The organism is Rhodoligotrophos appendicifer (genome assembly GCF_007474605.1).
Taxonomy (GTDB): Bacteria; Pseudomonadota; Alphaproteobacteria; order Rhizobiales; family Im1; genus Rhodoligotrophos; species Rhodoligotrophos appendicifer.
The window spans coordinates 453,483-479,974 of sequence record NZ_VHKL01000001.1 but is presented as its reverse complement, the minus strand read 5'-3'; the positions used below and the strand labels follow the sequence as shown (position 1 = coordinate 479,974).

The window sequence follows — 26,492 nt, the reverse complement described above, 5'->3', positions numbered from 1 at the left end:
TCCAACACTAGAGAAAAGCAACATAGACTAGTGTCTCGCGTTTGCGGACTTTCACGAGTTGCGCTCGCGGGTTCCAAGGGAGGGTGAGATTGAACAGCCACGCATGCGACGAACTCAGCGTTCGTCCGGCATCGGATGGTTCTGCCACGGAAGGCGAGGCTTTGGGACGTTCACCTGGTGCACTCCCACAGCTTTCGGTGCTTGAGTCGAGCTGGCGGAATTTCGAGTGATGAGGTTGGGTTCACTATCGCGCTTCAACCGCTTCGTGGTTCGGCCCGCGGGGATTGTGGGGGCGCTGGCTCTCCTCATCCTTGCAGCAGTGATCTTCGTCGCTGTCATTGCCAGACAGCTCGGAATATCAATCATCGGGGCGGACGAGATTGCCCAGTTGCTGCTGGTTTTTATGGTGTTCCTGTCCATGACCGTGACACAGAGCCAAGGTGGCCACATTCGCATGGAAGCCGTGGTTTCGATGCTTCCGCCACGCGGTCGACGGGTCGCCGATCTGGTCTCGCTCCTCGCCTGCATTAGTTTATCGGTTCTCATCCTGTATGGCACCAGCCTGCAAGCCTGGTCGGCCTACGAAGGCGGCGAGTATCAGTACGGAACGATGAGCTTCCCATTGTGGCCGGCGAAAACTGCCGTCGCATTTGGGATACTGCTGTTCACGATCTATCAGGTCCTGGAGCTCATCGAGCGTAGTCGTCCGGCCCAGGGAGAAACAGGTCCCAAACCAAATCAACAGGATCATTGAGCTCGGATGGCTGCGCAATGATCGATTCCAACATCGTGGTCGCCGGGATATTCATCCTAGGCTTGGTCACCGGTATGCCGATCGCCTTCGTGCTCATCGGATCGGCCTTCGTCGGTCTTGTGATGCTCCGCGGCTTCAACGTCGCGATGAACGCCCTCGCCACGATGCCCTTCTCCAAGACGGCGGATGTTGCGCTCTCCGTCATTCCGCTGTTCATCCTCATGGGCTATCTCGCGAGCCAGGCAGGGGTCAGCGCAAACGCCTACAAAATCGCCTATCGATGGGTGGGTCACATTCGCGGTGGCCTGGGGATCGCTACCGTCGCGGCCTGTGCGGCTTTCGCCGCGACGTCAGGCTCCAGTGTGGCAACGTCCGCCGCCGTCGGAAAGATCGCCTTCGGCGAGATGAAGCGGTTTCGCTACAACAATGCCATCAGTGCCGGAACAATCGCTGCGGCAGGGTTGCTGGGGATCATGATCCCCCCAAGCATCATGCTGGTGGTGTATGGAGTGATTACCCAGACGGACATCAGCCGGCTCTTTCTTGCAGGAATTTTGCCGGGGCTGCTGACGGGGGTGGTTTTCTCCGGTGGGCTTTACCTCATCGCGTGGTTCAGGCCCGAACTTATGCCGGTCGCCACCGACCGCTACTCCTGGAGCGAGCGGTTCTCGGTCCTCAAGGAGGGGTGGTCTGTAGCCGTTCTCTTCTTCGTCATCATCGGCGGCATCTATGCCGGGCTGTTCACGGCCAATGAAGCGGCGGCGGTCGGCTCGGTGGCGGCTTTCCTGATCCTTTTGTTCAGGAGAGGCTTCAAGTTGGGCCCGCTGATCGAAGGCGGGGTCGATGCTGCAGCAACGTCCGCCATGATTTTCCTGATCTTGATTGGGGCAGGATTGCTCGGACAATATGTGGCGCTTTCCGGATTTGCCACAGACGTCGCACGGCTTCTCGCTGCATCGGACTGGAACCGGTACATATTGCTGCTTCTGATCCTTCTCGCCTATGTGCCCTTGGGCATGTTCCTCGAGCCGATCTCGATGTGCCTGATTACCCTGCCCATCGTCTTCCCCATAATACAGCACCTCGGCTTCGATCCCATTTGGTTTGGGATCCTCATCGTTAAAATGTCGGAGCTGGCCAACATTACGCCACCCCTGGGTGTCAATATTTTCGTCGTAAAAGGTGTCGCTCCCGAGATCACCCTTGAGAGTGCCTTCAAGGGAGCTGGATTGTTTGTATGTCTTGAGCTCGTGACTTTGGCACTTCTCATCTTGTTCCCGAGTATATCACTGTACTTACCCAGCCTCATGGGATGATGGCTGGCGCTTAGTCGAAATAAAACAACAGAGGAGGAAACAATGCTTTCTTTAAGAACTCGTCTCAAAGCGCTAACCCTGGCGGCAGTTGGCGCTGGTTTCGTCACAATGGCCGGCCCCGCCACCGCAGAGGTGGCCCTGGTATTCTCTACGCATACCGGCCCCGGCTCCATTTCATCAACACAGTATAATGCCTACCTCGATGAGTTGACGAAACGAACCAATGGCGAGGTGACGATCAAGGACAAATTCTATTCTCAGGCGCTGATCAAGGCGACGGACCAGGCCAAGGGAATTGCGCAGGGACTTGCTGATGTCGGCTATGTCTGTGTCGGCTACTCGCCAAGCCTGTTTCCCCTGACCGGCATGGGCGAGATGCCTTATCTCAGCCAGCATGGCGATTCCATATCGTCGGCCTTAACCGAGCTCTATGAGACCAACGCTGATTTCAAGGCGGAGTTCGAGCGGCAGGGTCTCGTGCCGATCGCGATGGACGCACCATCGCCCACCATCATCGGTGTGTCCCGGGAGATCAAATCCGCCGACGATCTGAAGGGCCTGAAAGTCCGTGCCTATGGCGAACTCGGCAACATCGTCGCCAAGGGTGGTGGCATGACCCCTGTGCCCATGAGCACTGCGGAGATTGCGACGAGCATGCAAACCGGGGTTATCGACGGATATGTCGGAGTTCCCCTATGGATGCCTTATCCTGAAAACTGGCTGTCACACACCAAGACGATCGTCGATCCGGGCATCGGAACATATTATTCCTGCGGCCTGATGATGTCCGCCAATGTCTATAATGCGCTGTCTGATGACGTCAAAAAGGTCATCGGAGAGATGCGCCGCGAATTTCCGGCGAAGTCGATTGCCTTCGTGATGGCAGGCGACAAGGCGACGGTAGAGGCCGCCAAGAAAGAGGGTGTCGGCTTCTACAAATTCACCCCGGAAGAAGTTGCCGCCTGGAAGGAGCGGGTCAACCAAAGCGCCATGGAAGGCGAGTGGATCAAGGCTCGATCGACAAAGACCAACGCGGATGTGGCCGCTTTCTTCGAAGAGCTCAAGAAGTCGGTGGCAAAGCACGATCCTCAGACCGTCTACGTGTCCAGCTTTCCGGCGCCCGGCAACTGAGGGCAAAGGGGCGGAGCGACAGCATGAAGGCCGGCGGTTTATTGGGTCAGGCATTGCTTGTGACTTTGACCGATGTAAGCCAGGAGGACGTCCGCGATTTCAATCAGTGGTATAATCGCGAACATATCGACGACCTCCTGAACGTCGCCGGCTTCCGGCGTGCGCGCCGGTACGCGGGAGAGGCCATGAAGCCGCGCTTCATGGCTCTCTACGAAGTCGAGGACATCGACGTTCTGACGTCGCCGGCTTACTTCGAGCTGCTGGCGAATCAATCGGCCTGGAGCCGAAAGATCATCGGGCGCTTCACCTATCACCGCCGCCTCTGCGCAACGGTCACGGTGGATTTTGCCAGGGGTCTAGGGGGGGCAGTCGGAATCATCCGATTGCCTGTGCCTCCTGACATCGTGCGAGTCAGGGAGCTTCTATCGGAGACAGGTTTTCCCGAAGTCATCGATCGATGCGGCATGCATGGTGCGCTCCTCGCGGAATGCGACCTTGATGCCGTCAATGCTCCAATAACCCAGCTTGGCCTGACCTTACCGGCAGCGACGGAGCCCGAATGCCTGGTGATCGTAGAGGGTGAGGACACCAAGAGTACGACTGCCGCCATCGATCATTTGGTGGCACAGTTGAGGGCAATCCTCTCTAAGGATCACCGCTTGCTGACTGGGTCCTACTCCTTGCTCTACGCCAATCAGAGGTCTTTCCGGAACAACCAGGCAGGCTCGTGACTGCCGGAAGGGGATCAGTGCCTGAGACCGTCTACGATGCCTTCGTCGCGGTCGCTCAAGCGACACCCGACGCGCCTTGTCTTGCCGTACCATCCCGTCCCGGCCGGCCCTATCTTCCCGATGGCATGGAAGAGAGTTACGCCGCGGTGCGCAGAAAGGTCGATATCCTTCGTGATGCCTATGCGAGGCAGGGTTACGGCCTCGGACATCGCGTTGCTCTATCGCTCGAGAACCGGCCGCTCATCATCTATCACTGGCTTGCGCTGAATGCGCTTGGAGCGGCGATCGTGCCGATCAACCCAGACTTCGTGAAGGACGATCTTAGCTTCCTGCTGACCCATTCCGAGGCCGACTTGGTCGTGGCACTGCCGGAGCGCTGTGATGCCTTGAGGGCAATCACCCGCGAGCATGCAGGCGTCCCGATTTTTGCCGCGGATGCAGAGCTCGCCGCTCTGCCCATTGCTCCTCGTCCGGCAAACGCAGGAGGTCCGGGACAGGAGACAGAGTCCGCGATCCTCTATACGTCAGGTACCACGGGGAAGCCGAAGGGCTGCCGCATCTGCAACGATTACCTGTTCTTCGCGGGTGAACGTTACCTCGCGGCTGGCGGGTTGATGAGAATTACCCGAGGCCAAGAGCGCCTCTACAATCCTCTGCCGCTCTTCTATGCCAATAGCCTCGCCATTTCGAACATGGCCATGATCCTGTCCGGGGGCTGCATGATCTTCCCTGATCGGTTCCATCCCCGGAGCTTCTGGGCAGATATCGTCTCGACCGGGGCCACGATCATCCATTATCTCGGGTTGATCCCACCCGTCCTTCTGTCGCTTCCGAGCGAGCCCCAGGAAAGGGCCCACAGGGTCAGATTCGGTGTCGGTGCCGGCGTCGATCCCACCCAGCACAAGGCTTTCGAGAAGCGGTTCGGATTCCCTTTGATAGAAGTCTGGGGCATGTCCGAGGTCGCAATCTGTTCTGCCGAAAACCATGAACCCCGAAGGATGGGAGCCCGCTCGATCGGGAAGCCGCTGCCTGGAGTGGAGCTTGCCATTCTCGACGATGACGATAACGCCTTGCCCTGTGGGGTTCCCGGCGAGCTCGCGGTCCGACGCAAAGGCGGCAATCCGAGATCCGGATTTTTCGCGGGATACTACAAGGACGATGCGGAGACGGAGCAGTGCTGGCGGAACGGCTGGTTTCACACCGGGGATATCGCGACACGCAGTGAGGACGGCGGCTTCATCTTCGTCGATCGAAAAAAGCATATGATCCGTCGATCGGGTCAGAATATTGCAGCGGCTGAGGTGGAGCAGGTGTTGCTTTCCCATCCTGACGTCATGCAGGTTGGTATCATCCCGGCTCCTGATCCTCTGCGTGAGGAAGAGGTTCTCGCCTGTGTCGTGCTTAGGGAGGAAGCCGCTGCAGATGTTTCCACTGCAGAGAGCCTCGTGAACTTCTGCCTCCAGCGCATCGCCTATTTCAAAGCGCCGGGCTGGGTTGCCTTCTTCTCTTCGCTGCCCATGACGAGCACCCAAAAACTGCAGAAATCGAAGATTCTTGCACCTGGAAGCGGTCCTGAGAGTCTGAAGGATTGCTTCGATCTGCGAGGTCTAAAGACCAAAGAAGGGCGCACCAAATCCACTGTTTCCGACATTCCAGCAGCTAAGCGATGAGCTCTTGCTGGGACCCTTTTTTGAGAATACGCATCAGGCGAACACACCCATAGCCACGGCCCGTCGGCACCCACCAGCGCCTGCCGTGGACGCCCATCCTCGTGAGTCGATTGCCATGTTGGAGAAACCAGCGCCGCTCGATTGCTCTTATTCCGATATTTTTCGAATGCGGCTCAGCACGAGCCTAGGATCATTTCAAAGGCTCAACACCGAAGCGGTGGACCTGAAACGGGCCGCCGTAGGGATCGTTCTCGTCCAATTGGCGGGATCCGACGAGACAGCTTTCCTCCTCACCTTGAGGGCCTCCACACTGAGGTCGCATGGAGGACAATATGCCCTTCCCGGTGGCCGCTGTGATCTGGAGGAGACGGCGATCGAGGCTGCTTTGAGGGAAATTGAAGAAGAGCTCGGGATGGGGCTGACTCCAGATGACGTGATGGGGGTTCTCGACGATTATCCCACCCGCTCTGGCTATGTCATCACACCCGTCGTGTTCTGGGGTGGCGTGTCACCGGTGATCGTTCCCAACCCTGATGAAGTCGCTGAGATCTTCAGGATCGGCCTTCGTCAGATTACCCATGATGATGCCGTCAGGTTCATCACCATCGAACAGAGCGATCGACCCGTCGTCCAGCTCCTGATCAACGAGGACTATATCCACGCGCCGACCGCAGCCATCCTCTACCAGTTCAGGGAAGTGCTGCTGGGTCGGACCGTGCGCGTTCACGCTCTCGAGCAGCCCGTCTTCGCTTGGCGGTGATCTCGAGAGCGAAAGTCGCCTGGCACTACGGCAAAATTGATCAATTCACACGGAACGCGTGATACCGCCATCGATACGAATGTTCTGTCCGGTGATGTAGCCGCCGCGGTCCGATGCAAGCAGTGCGATCAATTCGGAGACCTCTTGCACCGTTCCGTAGCGGCCCATCGGTATGCGATCCTTGAACTCCGCCTTTTCCGGCAAACTGTCGATGAAGCCGGGAAGAACGTTGTTCATGCGGATGTTGTCCGCCGCATATTTGTCGGAGAAAAGCTTCGTGTAAGCGGCCAACCCAACCCTAAAGACGCCTGAGGTGGGGAATACGGGGTCAGGTTCGAAGGTCGCGAAGGTCGAGATATTCACGATCGAACCGGATTTCTGCTTTTGCATGATGGGTGTCACGAGCCGAGTCGGGCGGACGGCACTCAGAAAATATACGTCCATCCCCCGATGCCAGTCGTCATCCGTCAGCTCCAAAACTGGTCCGCGTGGGCCATGGCCAGCACTATTGACCAGCGCATCAATGCGGCCCCAGCGCTGCATCGTCTGATCGATGAGGCGCTTCACGTCCTCCTCGGATTGGTTCGATCCGGTAACGCCGATGCCGCCCAGTTCCTTGGCCAAGGCCTCGCCTTTTCCGGAGGACGAGAGAATGGCGATCTTGAATCCTTGCTCGGAAAGCTTGCGGGCCGCGCCGGCGCCCATTCCGCTGCCTCCTGCGGTCACAACGGCAACTTTGTCGGTCATCTCGCTCAATCCCTCAATTCTGGTGATGTGTCAGTCTAATACCGTGATCGGGCGCTACGCTCGAACGGGTTGGGCTCAATTCTTGCGCGACCGGCCCAGCCGCAGCATCGCAGCCCCTGCGCAGGAGGATGCCAAGAGCACACCCCCAAACAGCACAAGGCTCGGTGGATGGGTGAAGACATCGGCCCATGCCGGAGGAACGACCTCCGCCGTGTTGAAGCTTCCGCCGCTGTGAACGCAGAGGGCGAGAGATGCATTCCTCCTCAACATGTCGAGTTCAATGGCCCCTGCCAGTGTGACTGCAGCCTGATTGTTTCCATCTTCCGTGAGGTGGAGAAGCAGAGCCTTGAGCGCGGCCAGATAGGCGTGGGAGCAATGATTGAAGGGACTGTTCTCGTCTTCAACACTGCCTGGCACTATGCCCCACAGGCAGTAGCTGTACTGGATGTTCGCGTAGTTCAGCAGCCGCCTGAAGGTCTCGTCGGTTATCGACTGACGCGATGCGACTGCGAGGATTGCGCTCCTGTGGTCGGCGATAACGGCCATCTGACCGTGCGTGAGATTAGGGACGGGCAGGCCGGAATGGTTCTGCGCCCCGAGGCTGTGAGCACGGGCTGAGGGCACAGAAACCATCAAGAGCAGGAGGATACTCAGCAATCCTGGTAGAAGCCGGGCCCAAGCGCCCGGCGAATTGACATCTGGCTTTCCCGCCTCCTGCATACCCTAGCGAAGGGCCGGGCGAGGGGCGTATCGGCTGCTTGAACGATCGGCCAGCGTCCGTTCCGCCAAGATGCCAAAGAGAATACCAAGGACGGTCCACAAGATCGCGTGCATGCCGATGGAAGCGAGACGAAAGCGCCAGAGCACCAAGGCGGAGAACTGCTCGGGAACTTCATTGATGTCGGGCATGGCGTACTGGACCGCTGCGATGACGGCGACAAAGAACAGGCCCCCTGCAAGGGCTGCGTTCCACGCCCCTTGCGAGGTCCAAAGGCGACGCGTAATCGTGACTGCTGCGGCCATCGTCAGCAGAGAAACTACGAGCATGATGAAGAAGAGCTGTGTCCGCGCGCCGATCGTGTCGGGGCTGCCGACGGCTGGGGGATTGGGCGCGTATTTCAGGTCTGGCACCAGGACCATGGCGATGAATGCACCCAGCGCAAGCAGCGCTGCAGTGCCCCGGGCGCTGAGAGAGCTGATCCTGCCATAAGTGAAGGCGAAGACCAGGGACAGAAGTCCGCCGACCGCCGCACCATAGATCACAAGTCCGGTAAAGAGGCCGATGCCTGCCTGCGTGGCACGGCTGACCAGCTCCGGCTCCGAAGCATCGGCTTCGGTCGCGCTCATGAGTTCTTCAAAAGCGATTGCGTGATCAATCTGGGGCTCGCCATAGAAGCGGGCGAAGCCAAAGGCAATAATTCCGGCGATTACGCCGGCTATCATGCCGCGCAGTAAAAGACTTCCAACCATGTCGGGCGCTCCTCAGTGGCAGGGAAAACCAAGGAGATGGCGACCATCGTGAAGGAATTCGTGTATGTAGCCGCCTGAGAAGAGAGCCGTTGCACCATCTTCCGCACTGATGAAATAGAGCGCGATCAGAAGAACAAGCCCGGCAAAGACAGCCCAAGGCATAATTTCGCCGACGGGCAAAGGCGCGGGACGAACATGCGGTTCAAGTGCGATATCGGCCATATAACTGCTCCTGGGATACTGCGTCCCGTCTTAGAGGCATCGACTTCGATCAGGGGTCTGACTTCCGGAGCGGAGGCGAACCGCTTAGGTTACAGTGGCGCGACCGTATCGGATTTTCACCGATTTCCCGTCTCTTAGGTAGGAGGAACAGTATCGATGGAGGGGAATCCTGTCAATCTGATCAGCTTTAGAACCATCGATCGTCATTAGCAGGGATCCGTATGTCCGCTCGTCTCACCTTTATTTGCCAGGGCACCACTGCGGCGGTGAAGAGCTCAGCCTTTCCGAATGACGAGCCGCTGGAGGTTCGCGCCATGGAGGCCGCCGGCGTCCTGGGAAAGGAGCCCCTGCGTGCCACCGTGGCCTATAGAAGCCCTGCTGTGGCGGCGCTTCAGACTTCTGAGGCTCTTTCTCTCGATGCCCTGCCGGTCGACGATCTCAGGGATTGCGATTACGGTCGCTGGGCCGGTCGCAAGCTGGCGGACCTTCATACCGAGGATCCGGTCGCCCTGGAAAAATGGCTCAGGGATATGAATGCTGCTCCGCATGGCGGGGAGTCTCTATCCGCTGTGTGCCTGCGCGTGTCAGCTTGGCTTAAGACGCTCGTGTCTCGCCGTGAGCGAATCGTGGCGATCACCCACTCCGCAGTTATGCGGGCGGCCGTTCTGGACGTGCTCAACGCGCCGAGCAAAGCCTTCTGGCACATCGATATAGAGCCCCTCGGAGTTATCGAGTTTCGGAGCGACGGGAGGCGGTGGCATTTTCGGGCTGGAAATTTGCGCTAGCGTTCCTTCTCTTATCCCCGAAAAAAGAAAGGGGACCGGCCGACGCATTCTCCACATCGTCTCAGCAAGATTATAAGTATCGTGACCTTTTGTCGGGACTGATTCACGCCCTGCCGCGTTCAGCTCCAGCCAATGATTTAGGAGCGGCTCGGTGACATTCGATCAAATCGCGGCCTTTGCCACCATCGCGATCATGATGGCTCTCATGGTTTGGGGGCGAGTTCGTTATGACCTCGTCGCGGTCATGGCGCTGCTGGCCGCCGTCGCCGTGGGTATCGTCCCGTATGACCGTGCCTTTTCAGGCTTCAGCGACGACATCGTGATCATCGTCGCCAGCGCTTTAGTCGTTAGCGCGATCATTTCGCGGACTGGAATCATGGATCTTGTTGTTCACAGGCTGTTTCCGCAGGTCCGCAGTGTTCCGACGCAGCTCTTCCTCTTGGTGACGACTGTTGCTGTGCTGTCTGCGTTCGTGAAAAACATCGGTGCTCTAGCAATCATGCTCCCGGTGGCATTCCAAATGGCGAACCGATCGAAGGTGTCGGTCTCCATCTTCTTGATGCCCATGGCATTCGGCGCCTTGCTCGGAGGCCTGATGACCTTGGTCGGCACGTCGCCCAACATCATTGTCTCGCGGCTTCGAGAGGAAATGACAGGCACGCCGTTCAGCATGTTCGATTTCACCCCCGTCGGGGCAGCCCTCACCGTCGCCGGCATCCTCTTCCTGGTCGTTGGCTACCGCCTGCTGCCCCTCCGGTCAGGCGGCGCAGGTGGTGTCGAAACTGCCATCGATATCAAGAATTACATGACTGAAGCGCTGCTGCCTTCCTCCTCAAAAATGGTGGGAAAGACGGTCGCTGAACTTCAAAAGCTCTCCGGCGGCGATGCAAGAATCAATGCCATTGTCAGAAAGGAGAAGGAGCTGCCCTCTCTGCCGGATGCCCAGTTGAGGGAAAACGACATCATCATGATCGAGGGAAAGCAGGACGCCTTGGATCGCCTGATCCTGCAAGGGGGCCTCCAGCTCTCCAGCGACCGCCTTCTCGAGGTGGATGAGGCGGAGGATGAGATCGATTCCATCGAGGCGGTGATCAGCGAAAATTCGCGGTTGGTGGGTCTGTCCGCCAAGGACATTGGCATGTTCGAGGTGTTTAGAGTCAACCTGCTAGCCATCAGTCGGCAAGGTACCAAGCTGCGAGATCGCCTGGGCTCCGCGGCCATGCGGGCCGGGGACGTCATCGTCCTGCAAGGAAATTCGCGCCTGTTGCCAGAGGTCCTCCGGGAGCTCGGTTGCTTGCCACTGGCGGAGAGATCGATTCGGCTCGGTAGCGTAAGGCGCGCCTTGATCCCCGTGGCCATTCTTGCCGTGGCCATTCTTCTGACCGCCTTCGGCATCGTCCCCGTGAGCATTGCATTCTTCGGGGCGGCCGCCTTGATGGTGCTGGCGCGCGGAATTCCTTTGCGTGATCTCTACGAAACCATCGAATGGCCAATCATCATCATGTTGGGGGCCCTGATCCCGGTGAGCGATGCGCTACGAACTACGGGCGGCACGCAACTGGTTGCCGACGCATTGTCCTCTGCGGCAATGCAGATGTCACCGATGGGCGCCCTGGCCTTGATCATGATCACCGCCATGGCCGTGACACCGTTTCTGAACAATGCGGCGACGGTGCTGGTCATGGCGCCAATCGCCGCGAGCTTTGCGACGCAGCTGCAGTTCAGACCCGACGCCTTCCTGATGGCCGTAGCGATCGGCGCAGGTTGTGATTTCCTCACACCCATTGGGCATCAGTGCAACACTTTGGTGATGGGCCCGGGTGGCTATCGCTTCGGAGATTATTGGAGGCTGGGTCTTCCGCTTTCTGTCATTGTCGTCATCGTGGGCGTCCCGCTGCTCCTCTTGTTGTGGCCGGTGAATTAGTGCGGTGCGCAGATGTCTGCGGAAGAGTGCAGGGGGGAGAATGCCTCAAATACGTGCAATGTGCGCAATCGGTTCGAGGGGACAGCTTGGCCTCAAGGGGCAACTGCCATGGGAAGGGCGCCGAGAACCTGAATTCGCTGCCGATGTCGCTCGCTTCTTCGAAGAGACTAGAGGACACGTCGTCCTCGCTGGACCGCAAACGACAAGCGCATTTCCTCCCTGGGCATTGAGCGATCGGACGGTCGTGGAATTACGGTCGTCGATGGATCCGGTCGAAACTCTGTCCAGATTTGCCGACAGGGTCGTCTATATCGGAGGGGGGCCAGCCGTATGGGACGTCTATGCTCCTTTCATCGAGCGCTGGGACATCACGAGGCTTCCCTATGACGGTGAGGCCGACCGCTGGTTCGATCCTGCATGGTTGACCCGCGGAAAGTGAGTCCCGGGGTGTCATCCAAGCCGCAAGCTTTGGAACCGCTCCCTTCGAAAAGCATTCTCAAAGGACATGGCAGCGTGAACGCCGGGAGAGGCGTTCGGCAACCGCGATTGCTCATGCATTTGCTGCCGCGGAGCCACCACCCTTTTACAGGAGACTTTCAATGGGACTGTTCACCAAAGACATCAAAACGATGGACGACCTCTTCGTGCATCAGCTGAAGGATATTTATTACGCTGAGAAGCGGATCGTATCCTCCCTGCCGAAAATGATCGAGAAGGCGACTTCCCCTGAGTTGAAGAAGGGCTTCGAGCAGCATCTCGAGGAGAGCAAAGGCCATGTTAAACGCGTAGAGCAGGTCTTCGAGATGCACGGCGTAAAGGCCGATGCGGTCACTTGCCCGGCAATCGACGGTATCCTCAAAGAGGCCGACGAGGTTGCAGGCGATGTGGCGGACAAGTCCGTCCTTGATGCGGCGCTCGTGGCGGCCGCTCAGGCGGTGGAGCATTACGAGATTACGCGCTACGGCACGTTGATCGCCTGGGCTAAGGAGCTCGGACGCGATGACTGCGCCTCCGTCCTGCAACAAAACCTCAAAGAAGAAAAGGCGACCGACCAAAAGCTTACGGAATTGGCAGAGCGCCGCGTGAACCGCGCGGCCGCCTAATCGTCGGAGGTGGAGGAGCGGTGGCGGACTCCGGTTCGCTGCCGCTTCTGTGATCATCTCGGAGCTGCATCTTTAGTCACAACAGCGATTCAAATCGCTGGCAATCTTGTTCGAGTGGCGTCTATTCTCCCGGCGTAAATTCCTTGCAGTCCCCCGTTGCACGATGAGCAGGATCTTCCTGCTGCATTGCAGAGCGAGGGATTTGTGTGTTGCGCTATGGAGAAATCGTTGATGCTAAAGACTGCGCGTGACGCAAAGGTGGGCGCCGATATCGGCGGGACGTTCACCGACATCGCGCTCGAGGTCGACGGAACGCTTCATTCCACAAAGCTTCTGACAACGCATGGCGCACCTGAACAAGCCATCATCAAGGGTGTGGTGGCCGTCGCCGAAATGGCCGGCATCGATCTCAAGCGTATCTCCATGGTCATCCATGGAACAACACTCGCCACCAATGCTCTAATCGAGCGGCGCGGAGCCAAGACGGCCTTTATCACCACCAAGGGCTTCCGCGACGTCATCGAGATGCGAACCGAAAATCGGTTCGAGCAATATGACCTCAACATCACCTTGCCCCCGCCGCTGGTGTCGCGCGATCACCGCTATGTCGTCGCCGAGCGCGTCGGAGCGGAGGGTCAGGTCCTTCTGCCGATGGATGATGGGGACGCCGAGCTTCTCGCCGATCACATCATCAAGGAGCGGTATCAGAGCGTCGCGATCGGACTGATGCATGCGTATGCGAATGGCAGCCACGAGCGGCGCATCAGGGAGATCATTCGCGCCCGGGATCCGGAGATCGCCATCTCAATTTCCTCCGAAGTCTCGCCGCAGATGCGGGAGTTCGAGCGTTTCAATACGGTCTGCGCGAATGCCTATGTGAAGCCATTGATGGCCTCTTATCTCAACCGTCTCGTGGGGGGGCTGGAAGAGGCGGGGGTCGATGCGCCGGTCTATCTGATCCATTCCGGCGGCGGCATCATCTCCGTCGAGAGTGCCGTCGAGTTCCCGGTCCGACTCCTGGAGTCCGGACCTGCGGGCGGTGCGATCTATGCCGCGGATGTCGCCGCGCGGTACGGCCTCAAACATGTGCTCTCCTATGACATGGGAGGAACGACGGCAAAGATCTGTCTGATCGAGGATCACAATCCCAAGACGGCGAAGACCTTCGAGGTTGCCCGGACCTACAGGTTCAAGAAGGGGAGCGGCATGCCGATTTCGATCCCGGTGATCGAAATGGTTGAGATCGGTGCCGGCGGCGGCTCGATCGCCCATGTCGACAGCATGCGCCAGATTCGGGTAGGACCGCAAAGCGCGGGCTCGGAGCCTGGTCCGGCCTGCTATCAGCGTGGAGGCAAGCTTCCGACGGTCACGGATGCAGACCTGCTTTTGGGCAGATTGGATCCAGATCATTTCGCCGGGGGCTCCATTCGCCTTTCCAGAGACGAATCGGTAGATGCGATCAGCAATGAGGTTGCGAACAAGCTCGGCATGACCGACGAGACGGCAGCCGTGGGCATCTGCGAGGTCGTGGACGAGAATATGGTCAATGCCGCGCGCGTCCATGCTGTGGAGAGCGGAAAGGATCTGGCGGGTTTCACCATGATCGCTTTTGGTGGCGCCGCGCCGCTGCATGCAGCCCGGCTCTGCGAGAAGCTCGGCATCGAAAGGCTGCTCGTGCCACCGGGAGCGGGTGTTGGGTCCGCGATCGGCTTTCTCCGGGCGCCCTTCGGCTTCGAGGCCGTGAGGAGTGCCTTCATGCGCCTCAGCGATTTCGATGCCGCCATAGTCAACCAGACGATCAAGGAACTGACTGAGACAGCAGAAAGCTTCGTTCGTGTGGGCGTCGAAGACGGGGCCATAAACAGGGAAGCCACTGTCTATATGAGGTATGCGGGACAGGGCTGGGAAATCCCCGTTTCCGTTCCAGATCAAAAGTTTGGGCCCGGTGACGGCGCCTTGTTCAAGTCGCTGTTCGAGGAAGCCTATACGCGACTCTTCGGCCGGCCGATCGGCGGCCTCGACGTCGACATCATCAGCTGGTCCTTGAGGGCATCATCGGTCCTTCCGCCCCCGAAGCCCGTGAGTGTCACCGATGCCAGCAAACAAGCTGAATCCGGCGCTTCCCGCCATGTCTTCGATGCCAAGACCCGAGGCTTCGTGGAGGCGCCGATCGTGGCGCGCGACGCACTTTCAGCGGGGATGTATGTTCATGGTCCCGCGGTCATCGTCGAGAATGAGACGACGACCATCGTCACGACGGATTTCGACGCCATCATGCAGTCAGACGGATGTCTTCTGCTAAGATCCAAGAGTTCCGCTGCCTCGCAAGGGAGCCTGTAATGAGCGACAGTAGCGCCTATGCCGACGTCCATATGCAGATCATGTGGAACCGGCTGATCTCCGTGGTCGAAGAGCAGGCCTTGACCCTGGTTCGTACCGCCTTCAGCACTTCCGTGCGCGAGGCGGGAGATCTGTCCGCCGGCGTTTTCGACCGCAGTGGCCGGATGCTCGCTCAGGCCGTGACCGGTACGCCTGGCCATGTGAACGCCATGGCGGAGGCGGTCGCACATTTCATCCGCATCATCGGCGAAGACAATATCTTCGAAGGCGACGTCTACATCACCAATGATCCGTGGCGGGGGACTGGGCATCTGCACGACATCACGGTCGTCAGCCCGTCATTCAAGAACGGAAAGCTCGTGGCCTACTTCGCCTGCACCGCCCATGTGGTGGATGTGGGCGGTCGCGGTTTTGGACCCGATGCGAACGAGGTCTATGAAGAAGGCATCTTCATTCCGATCATGAAATTCGCCAAACGGGGTGAGGTCAACGACGACCTTGTCAACATCGTGCGGAACAACGTGCGCGAGGCTGATCAGGTCGTGGGCGACATCTATTCGCTCGCTGCCTGTAACGAAACCGGCCACAACCGTCTCATCGACATGATGACCGAGTTCGAGCTCGAGGATTTGGAGGCGCTCCGCGACTTCATTTTCGAGAACAGCTTCAAGGCGACCATGGAGAGGATCGCAGCGCTGCCGGCGGGTTCCTACGAGAACACGATGCGCGTCGACGGATATGGTTCTCCCGTCGAGATGGTGATCCGCCTGGACGTGTCCGACAAAGGCGTGCTGGCCGACTTCGCGGGGACCTCTGCGTCGAGCCCCCTGGGCATCAACGTGCCCATGATCTACACCAAGGCCTATGCGTGTTTTGGGCTGAAATGCGCGCTAGCGCCTGACATTCCCAACAATGCAGCCTCGCTCCAGCCCTTCGAGGTGACGGCACCGGAGGGCTGCATCCTCAACGCGGTACGGCCGAGTCCCGTCGCGGCGCGTCACGTGCTGGGCCATTTCATCCCGGATGTGGTTCTCGGTGCATTGCATAAGATGCTGCCCGATCAGATCCCCGCCGAGGGTGCCAGCGCTCTGTGGAACATTCATGTCAGCGCAAGGCCGGTGATGAACGCGCCTGTCTCGTCGTCCGGGGGAAGGTTCCGCCGGGCAGAGATCCTGATGTTCAACAGCGGTGGCTCCGGCGCCCGGTCGCAGCTGGACGGACTCAGCGCCACGGCGTTTCCCAGTGGTGTTCACACCATGTCCGTGGAAGCCACAGAGAATGTCGGACCGATCGTGGTGTGGCGCAAGGAGCTCCGCGAAGGATCCGGTGGTGCTGGAGAGTATCGCGGCGGTCTCGGCCAAGTGATCGAGATCGGGGCGACAGAGGGACATGAGTTTCATTTCAATGCGATGTTCGATCGCGTCGACAATCCGGCGCGGGGGCGAGCCGGCGGGCTGCCGGGCGCTGCTGGCTCCGTCGCTCTTAATGACGGCACCAAGCTTCGCGGCAAAGGCCGGCAACATGTGCCGGCAGGAAAGCGGCTCGTCCTCCATCTGCCCGGAGGCGGCGGTCGAGGAGAGCCTGCGCGCCGGCTGCCGGAGCTTGTAGAGCGTGACATCACGCACGGGTATATTTCGGCGGACGATGCCGCCAAGCACTACAAACGCTGAGATCGAAGAGGGAAAAACGAGTGGCCAAATGTAACCGAATCCTCCTTACCGGAGCCGCAGGCGCCTTGGGAACGCTGCTGCGGAAAGAAATAGCTCACATGGCAACAACCCTCCGCGTTTCGGATAAGGCCGATCTCGGATCCGCGTCGGCCAATGAAGAGGTCGTGCAATGCGACGTCTCCGACGCGGCTGCAGTCATGGAGATGACCCGAGACGTCGACATGATCATCCACATGGGTGGTGTCAGCCGGGAAGGATCTTGGGAATCGGTCCTGCAATCCAACATCGTCGGCTTCTACAACGTCTACGAGGGAGCCCGGAAAAACGGTGTGAAGCGCGTGATCTGGGCCAGTTCCAACCACGCGATCGGGTTCTATCCGAGAGAGCAGGTGATCGACGCGTCGGTGACCCCGCGTCCTGACACGAACTACGGTGTCTCCAAGGTCTTCGGAGAGGGAATCGCTCAATATTATTGGGACAAGTATGGCGTCGAATCGGTGTCCATCCGGATCGGATCCTGCTTCCCAGAGCCCGTTGATCGCCGGATGCTGACCACTTGGCTGAGCTATCCCGACCTAGTGCATCTGACCGAGCGCTGCATCATGTCGCCTCGTGTCGCCCATACGGTCATTTACGGCGTCTCAAACAATGACGAGAAGCTCTGGGACAACTGGATGGCGGCTCACATCGGCTTTCATCCGAAAGACAATGCCGAGATTTTCCGGGCCAAGCTGGAGGCCTCGACGCCTGAGCCGGATCCCAAGAGCCCATTCATTGCTGCGCATGGCGGAGCCTTTGCCAGCATGCCGCATTTCGACGATTGAGCGGGTGGGACAGGAATGCCGCTTCGCAAGCCTTATGGTCCACCAGAGCAGTCTCGCTACGACGTGGTGATCATCGGTGGTGCCGTCATGGGCAGCGCCACCGCCTATTTCCTGTCCCACAATCCTGATTTTGCCGGTTCCATCCTGGTCGTGGAGAGGGACTCCACCTACGAGTTCGCTTCCACCTCCCGGTCGACAAGCTCGATACGGCAGCAATTCTCCAATCCCATCAACGTCAAGATCTCCCAGTTCGGGGTGGACTTCATCCGTGCATTCCCCGAAACCATGGGGCCCGAGGCGCCAGACCTCAGCTTCAAGGAGAACGGCTACCTCATCTGCTGTACCGATGCAGGTGTCGAGACCGTCCGGGAGCTCGTCGACATGCAACGGTCCCTCGGAGCCCACACGGTCTTCCTGACGCCGGGGCAGATTCTCGAGCGCTTCCCCTATGTGAATGTCGAAGACCTCGCAGGCGGCAGCTGGGGTAGCAAGGCCGAAGGCTGGTTCGATGCGAACGGGCTGATGCAAGGGTTTCGCCGGGCCGCCCGCAAAAGCGGGGCTGAGTATATCGAGAACGAAGTCGTCGGTCTGGTCCGCGAGACTAACGCGGTGACGACTGTCTTGCTATCGACGGGGGAGCGAATAGCCTGCGGGACCGTCGTCAATACGGCCGGTTCACGCGGACCCGGAATAGCTCGAATGATTGGCCTGGAGATCCCGGTCGAACCTCGGAGGCGTCACAGTTTCATCTTTTCCTGCGCCACTCCCATCCCAGGGGCGATGCCGAACGTCATCGATATCTCCGGAACTTTCGTCCGTCCGGAGGGCGACTACTTCCTGACCGGAAACACGCCACTTGTCGATGGAGAGGCAGACATCGACGATTTCGAGACGGTGCACGAGGAATTCGAAGAGCGGATCTGGCCCAGCCTCGCTCATCGCATTCCCCCATTCGAATCGATTCGGGTGACCAATTTCTGGACGGGCCATTACGACTACAACACGATGGATCACAATGCGATCGTGGGGCGCCATCCTGAGGTGACGAACTTCATCTTTGCCAATGGCTTCAGCGGTCATGGCCTGCAACAGTCGCCCGCCGTGGGCCGTGGGATCAGTGAGCTGATCACCTATGGTGGCTATCGGACCCTAGACCTCTCCCCGATGCGGTACGAGCGTGTCCCCGCCAACGAGCCGTTTCTCGAACAGGCGGTCATCTAGACGCCCCTTTGGCGGGATGTGCGAAAGCCGGCAGTCTAAACGCGGCGAGGCTTCGCCGCCGGACGACTGCCCAGAAGAATTTTCATTTCTAACCGTTCCCCATACCCTTCGTTAACGCTGGGCTTGCTATCCACTAAGGAGGTGGAAGTGGTGGCGTTGCCGCCTACAAGTCTGGTGAAAACGATGCGTTCTTCGATACGGCCTCTTGCCCCTCGGGTGTCTGATCACCAGCATTTTTCCAGGGGCGCCAGCCCAGGATCGAGCCGGCAGAGCACGCAGGATTCCATTCGCAGCAAGCTCGATGAGGTCCTGCTTGGTTCCGCCCCGGTACCCAGCTGGTTGCAGCAGTTCACCCTGGGCTCAAACGCCCGGTTCACCAGGACCCCCGATCATCTCAGGCAACCCTCGAAGGTCGAGGAGGCCACAGCTTCCGAGGCGCTGCAGGTGCCTGAGGGCGATGACCAAGAGATTGCAATTGACCTGATCACCTTTACCGAGACGCAGCCGCAGGATGAAGAGCGAGTGACGAAAGCAGGGACGTTCACCGAAGGGCTGAACCAGCAAGCCATGGTCGACCGGCTGGCAAAGCTCATTCAGCTGGAATGGGACCAAGTCCCGTCCGGGGCCAATGACCAGGACAATTTCGCTTCTGATGTGTGGGAGGAGGAGGCCTCAGTCATTGCGGAAGACCAACCGCAGCCGGTGCCCTCTCCCGATAACGAAGATGGCTGGAACAGCACCAGCTACAGCTCCTCCTTCGCTTGGGACCCCTTTCAATCCCTGGGATATTGTCTGTTCAGCGCTCGCGTGGTCGAAGGTCCAGGCGCAGTGGAATCCGACGATACTCCGCTTGCGGTGGACGATTCCGTCCTGGCTGGTCCGGACTTCGAGGAAGAGCCGGAAGCCGAAGTGGCGATCGAGGCAGAGTCCGAGGAAGAGTTCGAGGCAGAGTCGGAGGACAGAGCGTCCGAGCATTTCAGCTTCTCGAACGAATATCAGCTGCCGCCGCTGCGGCTCCTGTCCGAGCCGCCCCCCGCAGAGCCTTGTTATGAATTGTCGGAGCAATATCTGGATCAGAATTCCGACAAGCTGCAGCAGACGTTGCGGGATTTCGGCGTCAAAGGCGAGATCATGGATGCCAATCCAGGTCCCGTGGTGACGCTGTACGAGCTGGAACCCGCACCGGGGACGAAGCTCAGTCGGGTCATATCGGTCTCCAGCGATATCGCGCGCTCCATGAGCGCCGTATCAGCCCGCGTGGCTGTTGTCGAAGGCCGCAACATCATCGGCATAGAATTGCCGAACCCGCGGCGCGAAACCGTATGGCTGCGAGAACTTTTGGCCAGCCCGCATTTCGCGGAGGCGAAGGCGAAGCTTGCACTTTGTCTCGGCAAGACAATCGGTGGCGAGCCGGTAATCGCAGATCTCGCCCGGATGCCGCATCTGCTGGTGGCAGGCACCACGGGCTCAGGCAAGTCGGTTGCCATCAACACCATGATTCTGTCGCTGCTGTTCCGTCACAAGCCGGAGGATTGCCGCCTCATCATGATCGACCCGAAGATGCTGGAGCTCTCGGTCTATGACGGCATTCCGCATCTTCTGACGCCCGTCGTAACGGACCCGAAAAAGGCGATCGTTGCCTTGAAATGGGCGGTCCGGGAGATGGAAGAGCGTTATCGGAAGATGTCTCACCTCGGAGTGCGCAACATCGACGGTTACAATGCGCGCATGGAGGAGGCCAGGGATACGGGCGAGGTCATCACCCGCACCGTAGAAACCGGGTTCGACCGCGAGACGGGAGAGATGGTCCTGGAGACCCAGGAAATGGATCTCACAGCCCTGCCATACATCGTCGTCATCGTTGATGAGATGGCCGACCTGATGATGGTAGCAGGCAAGGAGATCGAAAGTACGATCCAGCGTCTGGCGCAGATGGCTCGAGCAGCGGGCATCCACATCATCATGGCCACGCAGCGGCCGAGCGTCGATGTCATCACCGGCACGATCAAGGCGAACTTTCCGACCCGGATCTCCTTCCAAGTCACCTCGAAGATCGACAGCCGAACCATTCTCGGCGAGATGGGCGCCGAGCAGCTGCTTGGCCAGGGGGACATGCTTTACATGGCAGGGGGCGGCCGAATCACGCGCGTCCATGGTCCCTTCGTTTCCGACCTCGAAGTCGAGCAGGTGGTTGATCACCTCAAGATGCAGGGGCGGCCCGAATATCTCGACGCGGTCGTATCCGACGAGGATGACGAGGAGCCTAGCGCATCGAATGAGGACGAGCCGGTCTTCGATGCCGGCGCGTTTGGTGAGGAGGGTGGAGACCACTACGAACAGGCCATCGCTATCGTGTTGCGCGACCGCAAGGCTTCCACATCCTATATCCAGCGTCGTCTGAAGATCGGCTACAATCGCGCCGCTTCCATTATGGAGCGGATGGAAACCGAGGGCATCGTTGGTGCTGCAAACCATGCCGGCAAGCGCGACATCCTCATGAGCGGCCGTAGCGGATGAGCGATGGAACTTATCTTCTGCGGTCGGTTTCCTGTACTCGGGCCGGTGGGGCCATGAGGAGCGTGCAATGAACAAAGGTGTCCTGTATGGGATCATCCTGGTGCTGGTTGTGGTCGGTGGCTACTTTGCCTATCAAGCTTATGAGCGGGACCAGAACTCCTTCCAGGTGGAAATCGGCCCCAATGGTGTGAAGGTCGACCCGCCATCGTCTGACTAAATCTAAAATGGGGACATCATGGACAAAGAGCTTTTCGACAAGGGCCTGGCAAAGCGCAAGTCGACCTTGGGACCTGAATATGTCGAGAAGGCGTTAGCCAATGCCACCCCGTTCTCGGCGGAGTTCCAGCAGTTTATTACCGAGTATTGCTGGGGCGCTGCCTGGGGCGACGAAACGCTCAATCCCAAGACCCGAAGCATTATCAATCTCTCCATGATCGCGGCCCTGAACCGGATGCACGAATGGGAGCTGCATTTTCGCGGTGCCATCCGGAACGGCGTCACCATTGACGAGCTGAAGGCCGTCATCAAACAGGTGACGATCTATTGCGGCGTGCCGGTCGGCGTGGAGTGCCACCGCATTGCCAACCGCGTGCTCGCCGAGCTCGAACAGCAGGGCTGATCGTGAGCCTCGAGTCGGTTCGCGCCTTCCTGGCGGAGCACGCTCCGGATATCGACATCATGCAGTCGAGCGAAAGCACGGCGACCGTAACACTCGCCGCCATGCATTATGGCGTCGAGCCTGGACAGATCGCGAAGACACTCTCCTTGCGCGTGGGTGATCGAGCCTTCCTCGTCGTCACAAGAGGCGACGCTAGGCTCGACAACAAGAAGTCGAAGGCCGTCTTCGGAGGCAAGATCCGCATGCTCGAGCCCGATGAGGTCGTGACGCTCACGGGCCATCCTGTCGGGGGAGTGTGCCCCTTCGGGCTCACCACACCGCTGAAGGTCTATTGCGATGTGTCGCTGAAGGCCTTCGCCGAAGTCGTCCCTGCCGCCGGCTCCATGAACAGCGCCTTGCGTATCAACACACTGCGCCTCGCAGAGTTGGCGGATGCCCAGTGGGTTGACGTGTGCCAGGATTGCTAGAGGTCAGAACTTCTCCACCCAGGGGCGAAGTTCGATTTCTTGAGACCACGCGCTCCGCGGCTGGCGCAGCACCGAAAGATAGGTCTCAGCGATTGCGTCGGGATCGAGGGTGCTATCCGGATGTTCGGCAGATTCTGGTCGCCTCTCACTCCGAACGGCACCATCAATGATGAAATGGGCCACATGAATGCCCTGTGGCCCCAACTCGCGAGCCATGCTTTGGGCGAGGCCTCTGAGGGCAAATTTTCCCATGGCGAATGCTCCGGAGTTGGGGAACCCCTTGATGCTGGCGGTGGCGCCTGTGAACAAGATGGCGCCGTTGCGCTTCGGCAGCATACGCTTGGCGGCTTGCTGACCCGCAAGAAATCCGCCGAAAGCCGTCGTGGCGAAGGCGGCCTGCACTGCGGCAGGGTCAAGCTCAACCACACTGCCTCTCACTCGCGCGCTTGCATTGTAGACAACGATGTCCGGCTCGCCCATTTCGCGGTCAACCTCGGTGAAGAGAGCGAGGACCGACGCTGGGTCCGACGCGTCCACCGGCACAGCGAGAGCGTTCGTGGCCTCAGCCAAGGGCTTCAGCTTTTCTGTGTCGCGCGCTGCAAGTGCCACGTTTATGCCGGCGGAGTGTAGAGCTCGCGCCAGCGACGCGCTGATACCCGAACCCGCACCTATGATCAGGGCGGACTTGTACGGAATGGACATTGGTGTCAGCTCCAGAGTTTGGTGGATACATCGCGCGAGACTTCATAGAGACATTATATGATAGTCGTCATCATTCAATGATCCGAGATCTCTTTCGGGGCCATAGCGCTACGTCGGCCGGAGGATGAAATGAAGGTGACGCGGGAGAAGTTTGCTGAAAATCGCGAGAAGATCATCGAGGTCGCCGGTGCTTTGTTCCGCGAGAAGGGCTTTGATGGCGTCAGTGTCGCGGAGATCATGAAGGCGGCCGGGCTGACGCATGGCGGCTTTTACGGACACTTCACCTCCAAAGACGATCTGGCCGCGCAGGCCAGCGCCGCTGCATTGTCTCAGTCGGCGCAAAGATGGCGGGAGTTGGCGAGATCCGGCGGCGAGAACCCCCTGTCCGTTCTCGTGAGGAGGTACCTCTCCGAACGCCATCGTGACGATTCCGCGCAGGGTTGTGCACTGGCTGGGCTTGGCGGGGAAACGGCCAGGCAGAGCACAAAGGTGCGTGACAGTTTCACTGACGGCTTGAAGCGGATGATCGATTCGCTCATGGAGATGGTGCCTTCGGGATCGGATGCCGAGCGTCGGCGGGCCGCCCTTGCGACGGCTAGCGCCTTGGTGGGCGCCATCATCCTGGCCAGGGCGGTTGAGGACCGAGAGTTGTCAAACGAGATCCTTTCTGCGGTCTCCGATGATCTTCTCGGTGGGGCGAAGCAGGTTGACGGGGAGCAGTGACGCCGAGTTCTTCCGTTCCTCAATGAGTGCCGTTGATAACCGTGCTGAGAAAGCTTGCCGACATCAAAGAAATGACCATTCTGTTCCCCCGAGCTATAGCTCAGTGCGAGTTCGGCCTCTACTCGGACGGAATGTTTCTGACGCAAGGCCCTGCTGCACGAACGAGGAACAGCGAGAGACCTCGCTAGACCATAAATATCGTCGAGCGCCTGCCGGCCTCGGCCTGCTGACCTGAGGAATTCTATGGCCTTCAAGCGCATCAACGACATTCTCATTCATCATCAGTCCATCGGTCCTGTCGATGGGCCGGCATTGGTTTTCATCAATTCTCTCGGGACCGACTTCCGCATCTGGGACACCGTCGTTCCCGCTTTCTCAGACCGGTTCCGCGTAGTTCTCTACGACAAGCGCGGTCATGGGCTTTCCGATGCGCCTGGTGGAGATTATACGATCGAGGATCATGCCAATGACGTCATTGGTCTCCTCGATCACTTGGGCATCGAGAAATTCAGCGTTGTTGGGCTGTCGGTGGGCGGCTTCATTGCTCAGCAGCTCGCTCTCTCCGTACCGGACCGCATCGAAGCCGTCGTGTTGTGCGACACAGCCGTCAAGATCGGGGACGCCGCCGCCTGGAACGGTCGTATCGATGCGGTGCGTGCAGGGGGCATCGAGAGCATCGCACCCATGATTCTGGAGCGGTGGTTCACCGAACCGTTCCGGGCTACGGAAGAATGCGAAGGCTACAGTCACATGCTCGTCCGGACGCCTGTCAACGGCTATATCGGAACCTGTGCAGCATTACGCGACGGGGACTTCCGCACTGAGGCTTCGCGCATAAAGGCACCCGTCCTCTGCGTCGTCGGGGACAAGGATGGTTCAACTCCACCCGACCTGGTGCGGGCAATGGCGGACCTCATCCCCGGAGCCCGGTTCGAGATCATCAAGGATGCGGGTCACCTGCCGAACATCGAGCAACCCGAGGCGCTGATCCGATTGATGGCTGATCATCTGAAGGCGTCCGGCCTTGCCTGATGTGGACGAGACGCGACCGCTGTCCCCGAGGAGAAGGAGGTGAGCCAAGAATGATACGCTTCATCCACACCTTCACCGACGACCTGCAAGGCGCAAGCAGAACCTTCGTTCCCAAAATCTGAGAGATCATGGCCAAGTTTCAATCCCTGCGCGACGCTGTCGCCGAGAACCTCTTCGACGGCGACGTCGTCGCATTCGAGGGTTTCACACATCTCATTCCCCATGCGGCTGCCCATGAGGCCATTCGCCAAGGAAAGCGCGACCTGACGCTGATCAGGATGACGCCGGACATCGTCGGCGACCAGATGATCGGCATGGGGATGGTGAAGAAGGTCATCTTCTCCTACGCCGGAAATCCCGGCGTGGGTCTGCTACGGCGGATGCGGGACGCGATCGAGAATGCGTGGCCCCGGGCGATTGAGACGGTCGAGTACAGCCACGCCTCCATGGCCAATGCCTATGAAGCCGGAGCGGCAGGCCTGCCCTGTGCGGTCTTCCGGGGCTACAAGGGGGCGGGGCTCAAGCATGTGAACCCGCAGATCAAGAGCATCATCTGTCCCTTTACCGGCGAGGAACTCGCAGCGGTGCCGGCACACCATCCAGACGTCGCCTTCGTGCATGCTCAAAAGGCCAGCCGTCGTGGCGATGTCCTGTTCGAAGGCATCGTCGGCGTGCAGAAGGAGGCCGTTCTGTCGGCAAAAAGATCTGTGGTCACAGTGGAGGAGATCGTCGATGATTTCGAGGGACTCCACCCCAATCTCTGTGTGCTGCCTCACTGGACAGTGTCAGCTATCGTCCAAGTCAAGGGCGGCGCCCATCCTTCGTATACGCATGGATATTACGGTCGGGACAATGCTGCCTATCTGGAGTGGGACAAGATCTCAGCCGATCGAGACTTGTTCACGGATTGGATGAAGACCCATGTGCTGGACGTCGGGCCAGATGTCTTTGCCGGCCGTGTGAAGGAGCTTGAGCGATGAGCAGTTTCACTTCGACGGAAATGATGACCATCGCCGCCGCTCGGGCTTTGAGCAATGAGGATGTCTGCTTCGTGGGCATCGGTGCGCCATCGGCAGCATGCAACGTCGCACGCCTTACCCATGCCCCCGACATCACCTTGATCTATGAAAGCGGAACCATCGGGACACGGCCGAACACGTTACCCTTGTCGATCGGTGATGGGGAACTCTGTGAGACGGCGCTGACCACCGTGTCTGTGCCTGAGATGTTTCGGTACTGGCTGCAAGGGGGGCGGATCACGGTCGGGTTTTTGGGTGCCGCTCAACTCGACAGGTTCGGCAATATCAACACCACGGTGATCGGTCCCTATGACCAGCCCAAGGTGCGTCTTCCCGGCGGCGGCGGTGCCCCGGAGATCGCGACGTCCTGCCAGAAGATCTTTATCACGATGAAGCAAAGCCTGCGCGGAATGGTGGAGACGATCGACTTCTTCACGTCGTTCGGTCACGGCAGGGGCGGAGACGATCGCCAGAAGCATGGCATAACTACAGCCGGTCCGAGCCTGCTGGTCACAGATCTTGCGGTGTGGCTTCCGGATCCTGAAACAAAAGAGTTCACAGTCGTGTCGCTTCATGAAGGCGTTACGCGCGACGCGGTGCAGGGCGCTTGCGGCTGGAAAGTTCGCTTTGCTGATGACCTCTCGGTGACACCTCCTCCCACTCCTGTGGAGCTTGAAACATTGCGGAATCTCAACGAACGCACTGCCCGTGCGCATGGCAGACCGAAGCAGAAGGTGGCCTGATC

At 59.2% G+C, this 26,492-nt stretch carries 27 protein-coding genes and 1 riboswitch; of the genes, 22 read left to right on the top strand and 5 right to left on the bottom strand.

What is annotated here, in order from left to right; all coding sequences use genetic code 11:
- Window positions 1–229 precede the first annotated feature (229 nt).
- From FKM97_RS02250 to FKM97_RS02225, 6 genes are all read left to right on the top strand, one after another.
- Window positions 230–754 carry a TRAP transporter small permease gene (locus FKM97_RS02250; protein WP_143957500.1) on the top strand — a complete coding sequence of 175 codons (525 nt, stop codon included), beginning with the start codon at window positions 230–232 and terminating at the stop codon, window positions 752–754.
- Between the two features lie 17 nt (window positions 755–771).
- Complete coding sequence (locus FKM97_RS02245) at window positions 772–2,070, top strand: TRAP transporter large permease (RefSeq protein WP_143957499.1); 1,299 nt, start codon at window positions 772–774, stop codon at window positions 2,068–2,070.
- Window positions 2,071–2,112: 42 nt separating this feature from the next.
- Complete coding sequence (dctP, locus tag FKM97_RS02240) at window positions 2,113–3,201, top strand: TRAP transporter substrate-binding protein DctP (RefSeq protein ID WP_143957498.1); 1,089 nt, start codon at window positions 2,113–2,115, stop codon at window positions 3,199–3,201.
- Window positions 3,202–3,224: 23 nt separating this feature from the next.
- Window positions 3,225–3,932 carry a DUF4286 family protein gene (locus tag FKM97_RS02235; RefSeq protein ID WP_143957497.1) on the top strand — a complete coding sequence of 236 codons (708 nt, stop codon included), beginning with the start codon at window positions 3,225–3,227 and terminating at the stop codon, window positions 3,930–3,932.
- A gap of 17 nt (window positions 3,933–3,949) precedes the next feature.
- Entirely contained in the window at window positions 3,950–5,602 is a 1,653-nt protein-coding gene (locus FKM97_RS02230) for an AMP-binding protein (protein WP_170240703.1), read from the top strand.
- Between the two features lie 115 nt (window positions 5,603–5,717).
- Window positions 5,718–6,362, top strand: coding sequence for an NUDIX hydrolase (locus FKM97_RS02225; RefSeq protein ID WP_428977878.1), 645 nt, complete (start codon window positions 5,718–5,720; stop codon window positions 6,360–6,362).
- 45 nt (window positions 6,363–6,407) lie between these two features.
- Here the strand turns inward: FKM97_RS02225 and FKM97_RS02220 are convergent, their stop codons facing one another.
- The 4 genes from FKM97_RS02220 to FKM97_RS02205 all read right to left on the bottom strand — a co-directional run bounded on the left by FKM97_RS02220 (window position 6,408) and on the right by FKM97_RS02205 (window position 8,801).
- Complete coding sequence (locus tag FKM97_RS02220; protein WP_143957494.1) at window positions 6,408–7,118, bottom strand: SDR family oxidoreductase; 711 nt, start codon at window positions 7,116–7,118, stop codon at window positions 6,408–6,410.
- 66 nt (window positions 7,119–7,184) lie between these two features.
- Window positions 7,185–7,655, bottom strand: a complete 471-nt coding sequence (locus tag FKM97_RS02215; RefSeq protein WP_143957493.1) for a hypothetical protein — start codon at window positions 7,653–7,655, stop codon at window positions 7,185–7,187.
- A 177-nt stretch (window positions 7,656–7,832) separates the two neighbouring features.
- Window positions 7,833–8,579 (bottom strand): CbtA family protein, encoded by a 747-nt coding sequence (locus FKM97_RS02210; RefSeq protein ID WP_143957492.1) that lies wholly within the window; start codon window positions 8,577–8,579, stop codon window positions 7,833–7,835.
- A 12-nt stretch (window positions 8,580–8,591) separates the two neighbouring features.
- Window positions 8,592–8,801 carry a CbtB domain-containing protein gene (locus tag FKM97_RS02205; protein WP_143957491.1) on the bottom strand — a complete coding sequence of 70 codons (210 nt, stop codon included), beginning with the start codon at window positions 8,799–8,801 and terminating at the stop codon, window positions 8,592–8,594.
- 2 nt (window positions 8,802–8,803) lie between these two features.
- Window positions 8,804–8,969, bottom strand: a riboswitch (cobalamin riboswitch).
- 53 nt (window positions 8,970–9,022) lie between these two features.
- Here FKM97_RS02205 and FKM97_RS02200 point away from each other — a divergent pair.
- The 12 genes from FKM97_RS02200 to FKM97_RS02150 all read left to right on the top strand — a co-directional run bounded on the left by FKM97_RS02200 (window position 9,023) and on the right by FKM97_RS02150 (window position 22,271).
- Entirely contained in the window at window positions 9,023–9,586 is a 564-nt protein-coding gene (locus tag FKM97_RS02200; protein WP_143957490.1) for a histidine phosphatase family protein, read from the top strand.
- Window positions 9,587–9,737: 151 nt separating this feature from the next.
- Window positions 9,738–11,510 carry an SLC13 family permease gene (locus FKM97_RS02195; protein ID WP_143957489.1) on the top strand — a complete coding sequence of 591 codons (1,773 nt, stop codon included), beginning with the start codon at window positions 9,738–9,740 and terminating at the stop codon, window positions 11,508–11,510.
- 40 nt (window positions 11,511–11,550) lie between these two features.
- On the top strand, window positions 11,551–11,949 hold the full coding sequence (locus FKM97_RS02190) for a dihydrofolate reductase family protein (RefSeq protein ID WP_143957488.1): 399 nt from the start codon (window positions 11,551–11,553) through the stop codon (window positions 11,947–11,949).
- Window positions 11,950–12,109: 160 nt separating this feature from the next.
- Window positions 12,110–12,613, top strand: a complete 504-nt coding sequence (locus FKM97_RS02185) for a YciE/YciF ferroxidase family protein (RefSeq protein ID WP_143957487.1) — start codon at window positions 12,110–12,112, stop codon at window positions 12,611–12,613.
- Window positions 12,614–12,844: 231 nt separating this feature from the next.
- Window positions 12,845–14,953 carry a hydantoinase/oxoprolinase family protein gene (locus FKM97_RS02180; protein ID WP_143957861.1) on the top strand — a complete coding sequence of 703 codons (2,109 nt, stop codon included), beginning with the start codon at window positions 12,845–12,847 and terminating at the stop codon, window positions 14,951–14,953.
- Window positions 14,953–16,623: a hydantoinase B/oxoprolinase family protein gene (locus tag FKM97_RS02175; RefSeq protein ID WP_143957486.1), complete on the top strand. Its 1,671-nt coding sequence runs from the start codon at window positions 14,953–14,955 to the stop codon at window positions 16,621–16,623. The genes FKM97_RS02180 and FKM97_RS02175 overlap by 1 nt, the downstream gene beginning before the upstream one ends.
- Before the next feature lie 20 nt (window positions 16,624–16,643).
- Window positions 16,644–17,447 carry an NAD-dependent epimerase/dehydratase family protein gene (locus FKM97_RS02170; RefSeq protein WP_143957485.1) on the top strand — a complete coding sequence of 268 codons (804 nt, stop codon included), beginning with the start codon at window positions 16,644–16,646 and terminating at the stop codon, window positions 17,445–17,447.
- A gap of 15 nt (window positions 17,448–17,462) precedes the next feature.
- A complete protein-coding gene (locus FKM97_RS02165; RefSeq protein ID WP_143957484.1) occupies window positions 17,463–18,668 on the top strand; it encodes an NAD(P)/FAD-dependent oxidoreductase in 1,206 nt (401 codons plus the stop codon).
- 183 nt (window positions 18,669–18,851) lie between these two features.
- On the top strand, window positions 18,852–21,185 hold the full coding sequence (locus FKM97_RS02160; RefSeq protein WP_170240701.1) for a DNA translocase FtsK: 2,334 nt from the start codon (window positions 18,852–18,854) through the stop codon (window positions 21,183–21,185).
- Between the two features lie 67 nt (window positions 21,186–21,252).
- Entirely contained in the window at window positions 21,253–21,402 is a 150-nt protein-coding gene (locus tag FKM97_RS26185; RefSeq protein ID WP_170240700.1) for a hypothetical protein, read from the top strand.
- An 18-nt stretch (window positions 21,403–21,420) separates the two neighbouring features.
- Window positions 21,421–21,804 carry a carboxymuconolactone decarboxylase family protein gene (locus FKM97_RS02155; RefSeq protein ID WP_143957483.1) on the top strand — a complete coding sequence of 128 codons (384 nt, stop codon included), beginning with the start codon at window positions 21,421–21,423 and terminating at the stop codon, window positions 21,802–21,804.
- Between the two features lie 2 nt (window positions 21,805–21,806).
- Window positions 21,807–22,271, top strand: a complete 465-nt coding sequence (locus FKM97_RS02150) for a YbaK/EbsC family protein (RefSeq protein ID WP_143957482.1) — start codon at window positions 21,807–21,809, stop codon at window positions 22,269–22,271.
- Between the two features lie 3 nt (window positions 22,272–22,274).
- Here FKM97_RS02150 and FKM97_RS02145 read toward each other — a convergent pair whose 3' ends face one another.
- A complete protein-coding gene (locus tag FKM97_RS02145) occupies window positions 22,275–22,973 on the bottom strand; it encodes an SDR family NAD(P)-dependent oxidoreductase (RefSeq protein ID WP_143957481.1) in 699 nt (232 codons plus the stop codon).
- Window positions 22,974–23,102: 129 nt separating this feature from the next.
- Here FKM97_RS02145 and FKM97_RS02140 point away from each other — a divergent pair, with 129 nt between their 5' ends.
- From FKM97_RS02140 to FKM97_RS02125, 4 genes are all read left to right on the top strand, one after another.
- Window positions 23,103–23,696 carry a TetR/AcrR family transcriptional regulator gene (locus tag FKM97_RS02140; RefSeq protein ID WP_143957480.1) on the top strand — a complete coding sequence of 198 codons (594 nt, stop codon included), beginning with the start codon at window positions 23,103–23,105 and terminating at the stop codon, window positions 23,694–23,696.
- 243 nt (window positions 23,697–23,939) lie between these two features.
- Window positions 23,940–24,728: a 3-oxoadipate enol-lactonase gene (gene pcaD / locus FKM97_RS02135; RefSeq protein ID WP_143957479.1), complete on the top strand. Its 789-nt coding sequence runs from the start codon at window positions 23,940–23,942 to the stop codon at window positions 24,726–24,728.
- 128 nt (window positions 24,729–24,856) lie between these two features.
- Entirely contained in the window at window positions 24,857–25,708 is an 852-nt protein-coding gene (locus FKM97_RS02130) for a CoA transferase subunit A (RefSeq protein ID WP_143957478.1), read from the top strand.
- Window positions 25,705–26,490, top strand: a complete 786-nt coding sequence (locus FKM97_RS02125; protein WP_143957477.1) for a CoA-transferase subunit beta — start codon at window positions 25,705–25,707, stop codon at window positions 26,488–26,490. The genes FKM97_RS02130 and FKM97_RS02125 overlap by 4 nt, the downstream gene beginning before the upstream one ends.
- Window positions 26,491–26,492 lie beyond the last annotated feature (2 nt).

Coding starts and splice junctions, on each gene's coding strand:
- FKM97_RS02245 (WP_143957499.1), top strand. CDS start 772: ATGATCGATTCCAACATCGTGGTCGCCGGGATATTCATCCTAGGCTTG.
- FKM97_RS26185 (WP_170240700.1), top strand. CDS start 21,253: ATGAACAAAGGTGTCCTGTATGGGATCATCCTGGTGCTGGTTGTGGTC.
- FKM97_RS02185 (WP_143957487.1), top strand. CDS start 12,110: ATGGGACTGTTCACCAAAGACATCAAAACGATGGACGACCTCTTCGTG.
- dctP (WP_143957498.1), top strand. CDS start 2,113: ATGCTTTCTTTAAGAACTCGTCTCAAAGCGCTAACCCTGGCGGCAGTT.
- FKM97_RS02190 (WP_143957488.1), top strand. CDS start 11,551: ATGCCTCAAATACGTGCAATGTGCGCAATCGGTTCGAGGGGACAGCTT.
- FKM97_RS02165 (WP_143957484.1), top strand. CDS start 17,463: ATGCCGCTTCGCAAGCCTTATGGTCCACCAGAGCAGTCTCGCTACGAC.
- FKM97_RS02210 (WP_143957492.1), bottom strand. CDS start 8,579: ATGGTTGGAAGTCTTTTACTGCGCGGCATGATAGCCGGCGTAATCGCC.
- FKM97_RS02130 (WP_143957478.1), top strand. CDS start 24,857: ATGGCCAAGTTTCAATCCCTGCGCGACGCTGTCGCCGAGAACCTCTTC.
- FKM97_RS02160 (WP_170240701.1), top strand. CDS start 18,852: ATGCGTTCTTCGATACGGCCTCTTGCCCCTCGGGTGTCTGATCACCAG.
- FKM97_RS02155 (WP_143957483.1), top strand. CDS start 21,421: ATGGACAAAGAGCTTTTCGACAAGGGCCTGGCAAAGCGCAAGTCGACC.
- FKM97_RS02215 (WP_143957493.1), bottom strand. CDS start 7,655: ATGGCCGTTATCGCCGACCACAGGAGCGCAATCCTCGCAGTCGCATCG.
- FKM97_RS02235 (WP_143957497.1), top strand. CDS start 3,225: ATGAAGGCCGGCGGTTTATTGGGTCAGGCATTGCTTGTGACTTTGACC.
- FKM97_RS02175 (WP_143957486.1), top strand. CDS start 14,953: ATGAGCGACAGTAGCGCCTATGCCGACGTCCATATGCAGATCATGTGG.
- FKM97_RS02250 (WP_143957500.1), top strand. CDS start 230: ATGAGGTTGGGTTCACTATCGCGCTTCAACCGCTTCGTGGTTCGGCCC.
- FKM97_RS02205 (WP_143957491.1), bottom strand. CDS start 8,801: ATGGCCGATATCGCACTTGAACCGCATGTTCGTCCCGCGCCTTTGCCC.
- FKM97_RS02145 (WP_143957481.1), bottom strand. CDS start 22,973: ATGTCCATTCCGTACAAGTCCGCCCTGATCATAGGTGCGGGTTCGGGT.
- FKM97_RS02200 (WP_143957490.1), top strand. CDS start 9,023: ATGTCCGCTCGTCTCACCTTTATTTGCCAGGGCACCACTGCGGCGGTG.
- FKM97_RS02140 (WP_143957480.1), top strand. CDS start 23,103: ATGAAGGTGACGCGGGAGAAGTTTGCTGAAAATCGCGAGAAGATCATC.
- FKM97_RS02225 (WP_428977878.1), top strand. CDS start 5,718: ATGTTGGAGAAACCAGCGCCGCTCGATTGCTCTTATTCCGATATTTTT.
- pcaD (WP_143957479.1), top strand. CDS start 23,940: ATGGCCTTCAAGCGCATCAACGACATTCTCATTCATCATCAGTCCATC.
- FKM97_RS02180 (WP_143957861.1), top strand. CDS start 12,845: ATGCTAAAGACTGCGCGTGACGCAAAGGTGGGCGCCGATATCGGCGGG.
- FKM97_RS02125 (WP_143957477.1), top strand. CDS start 25,705: ATGAGCAGTTTCACTTCGACGGAAATGATGACCATCGCCGCCGCTCGG.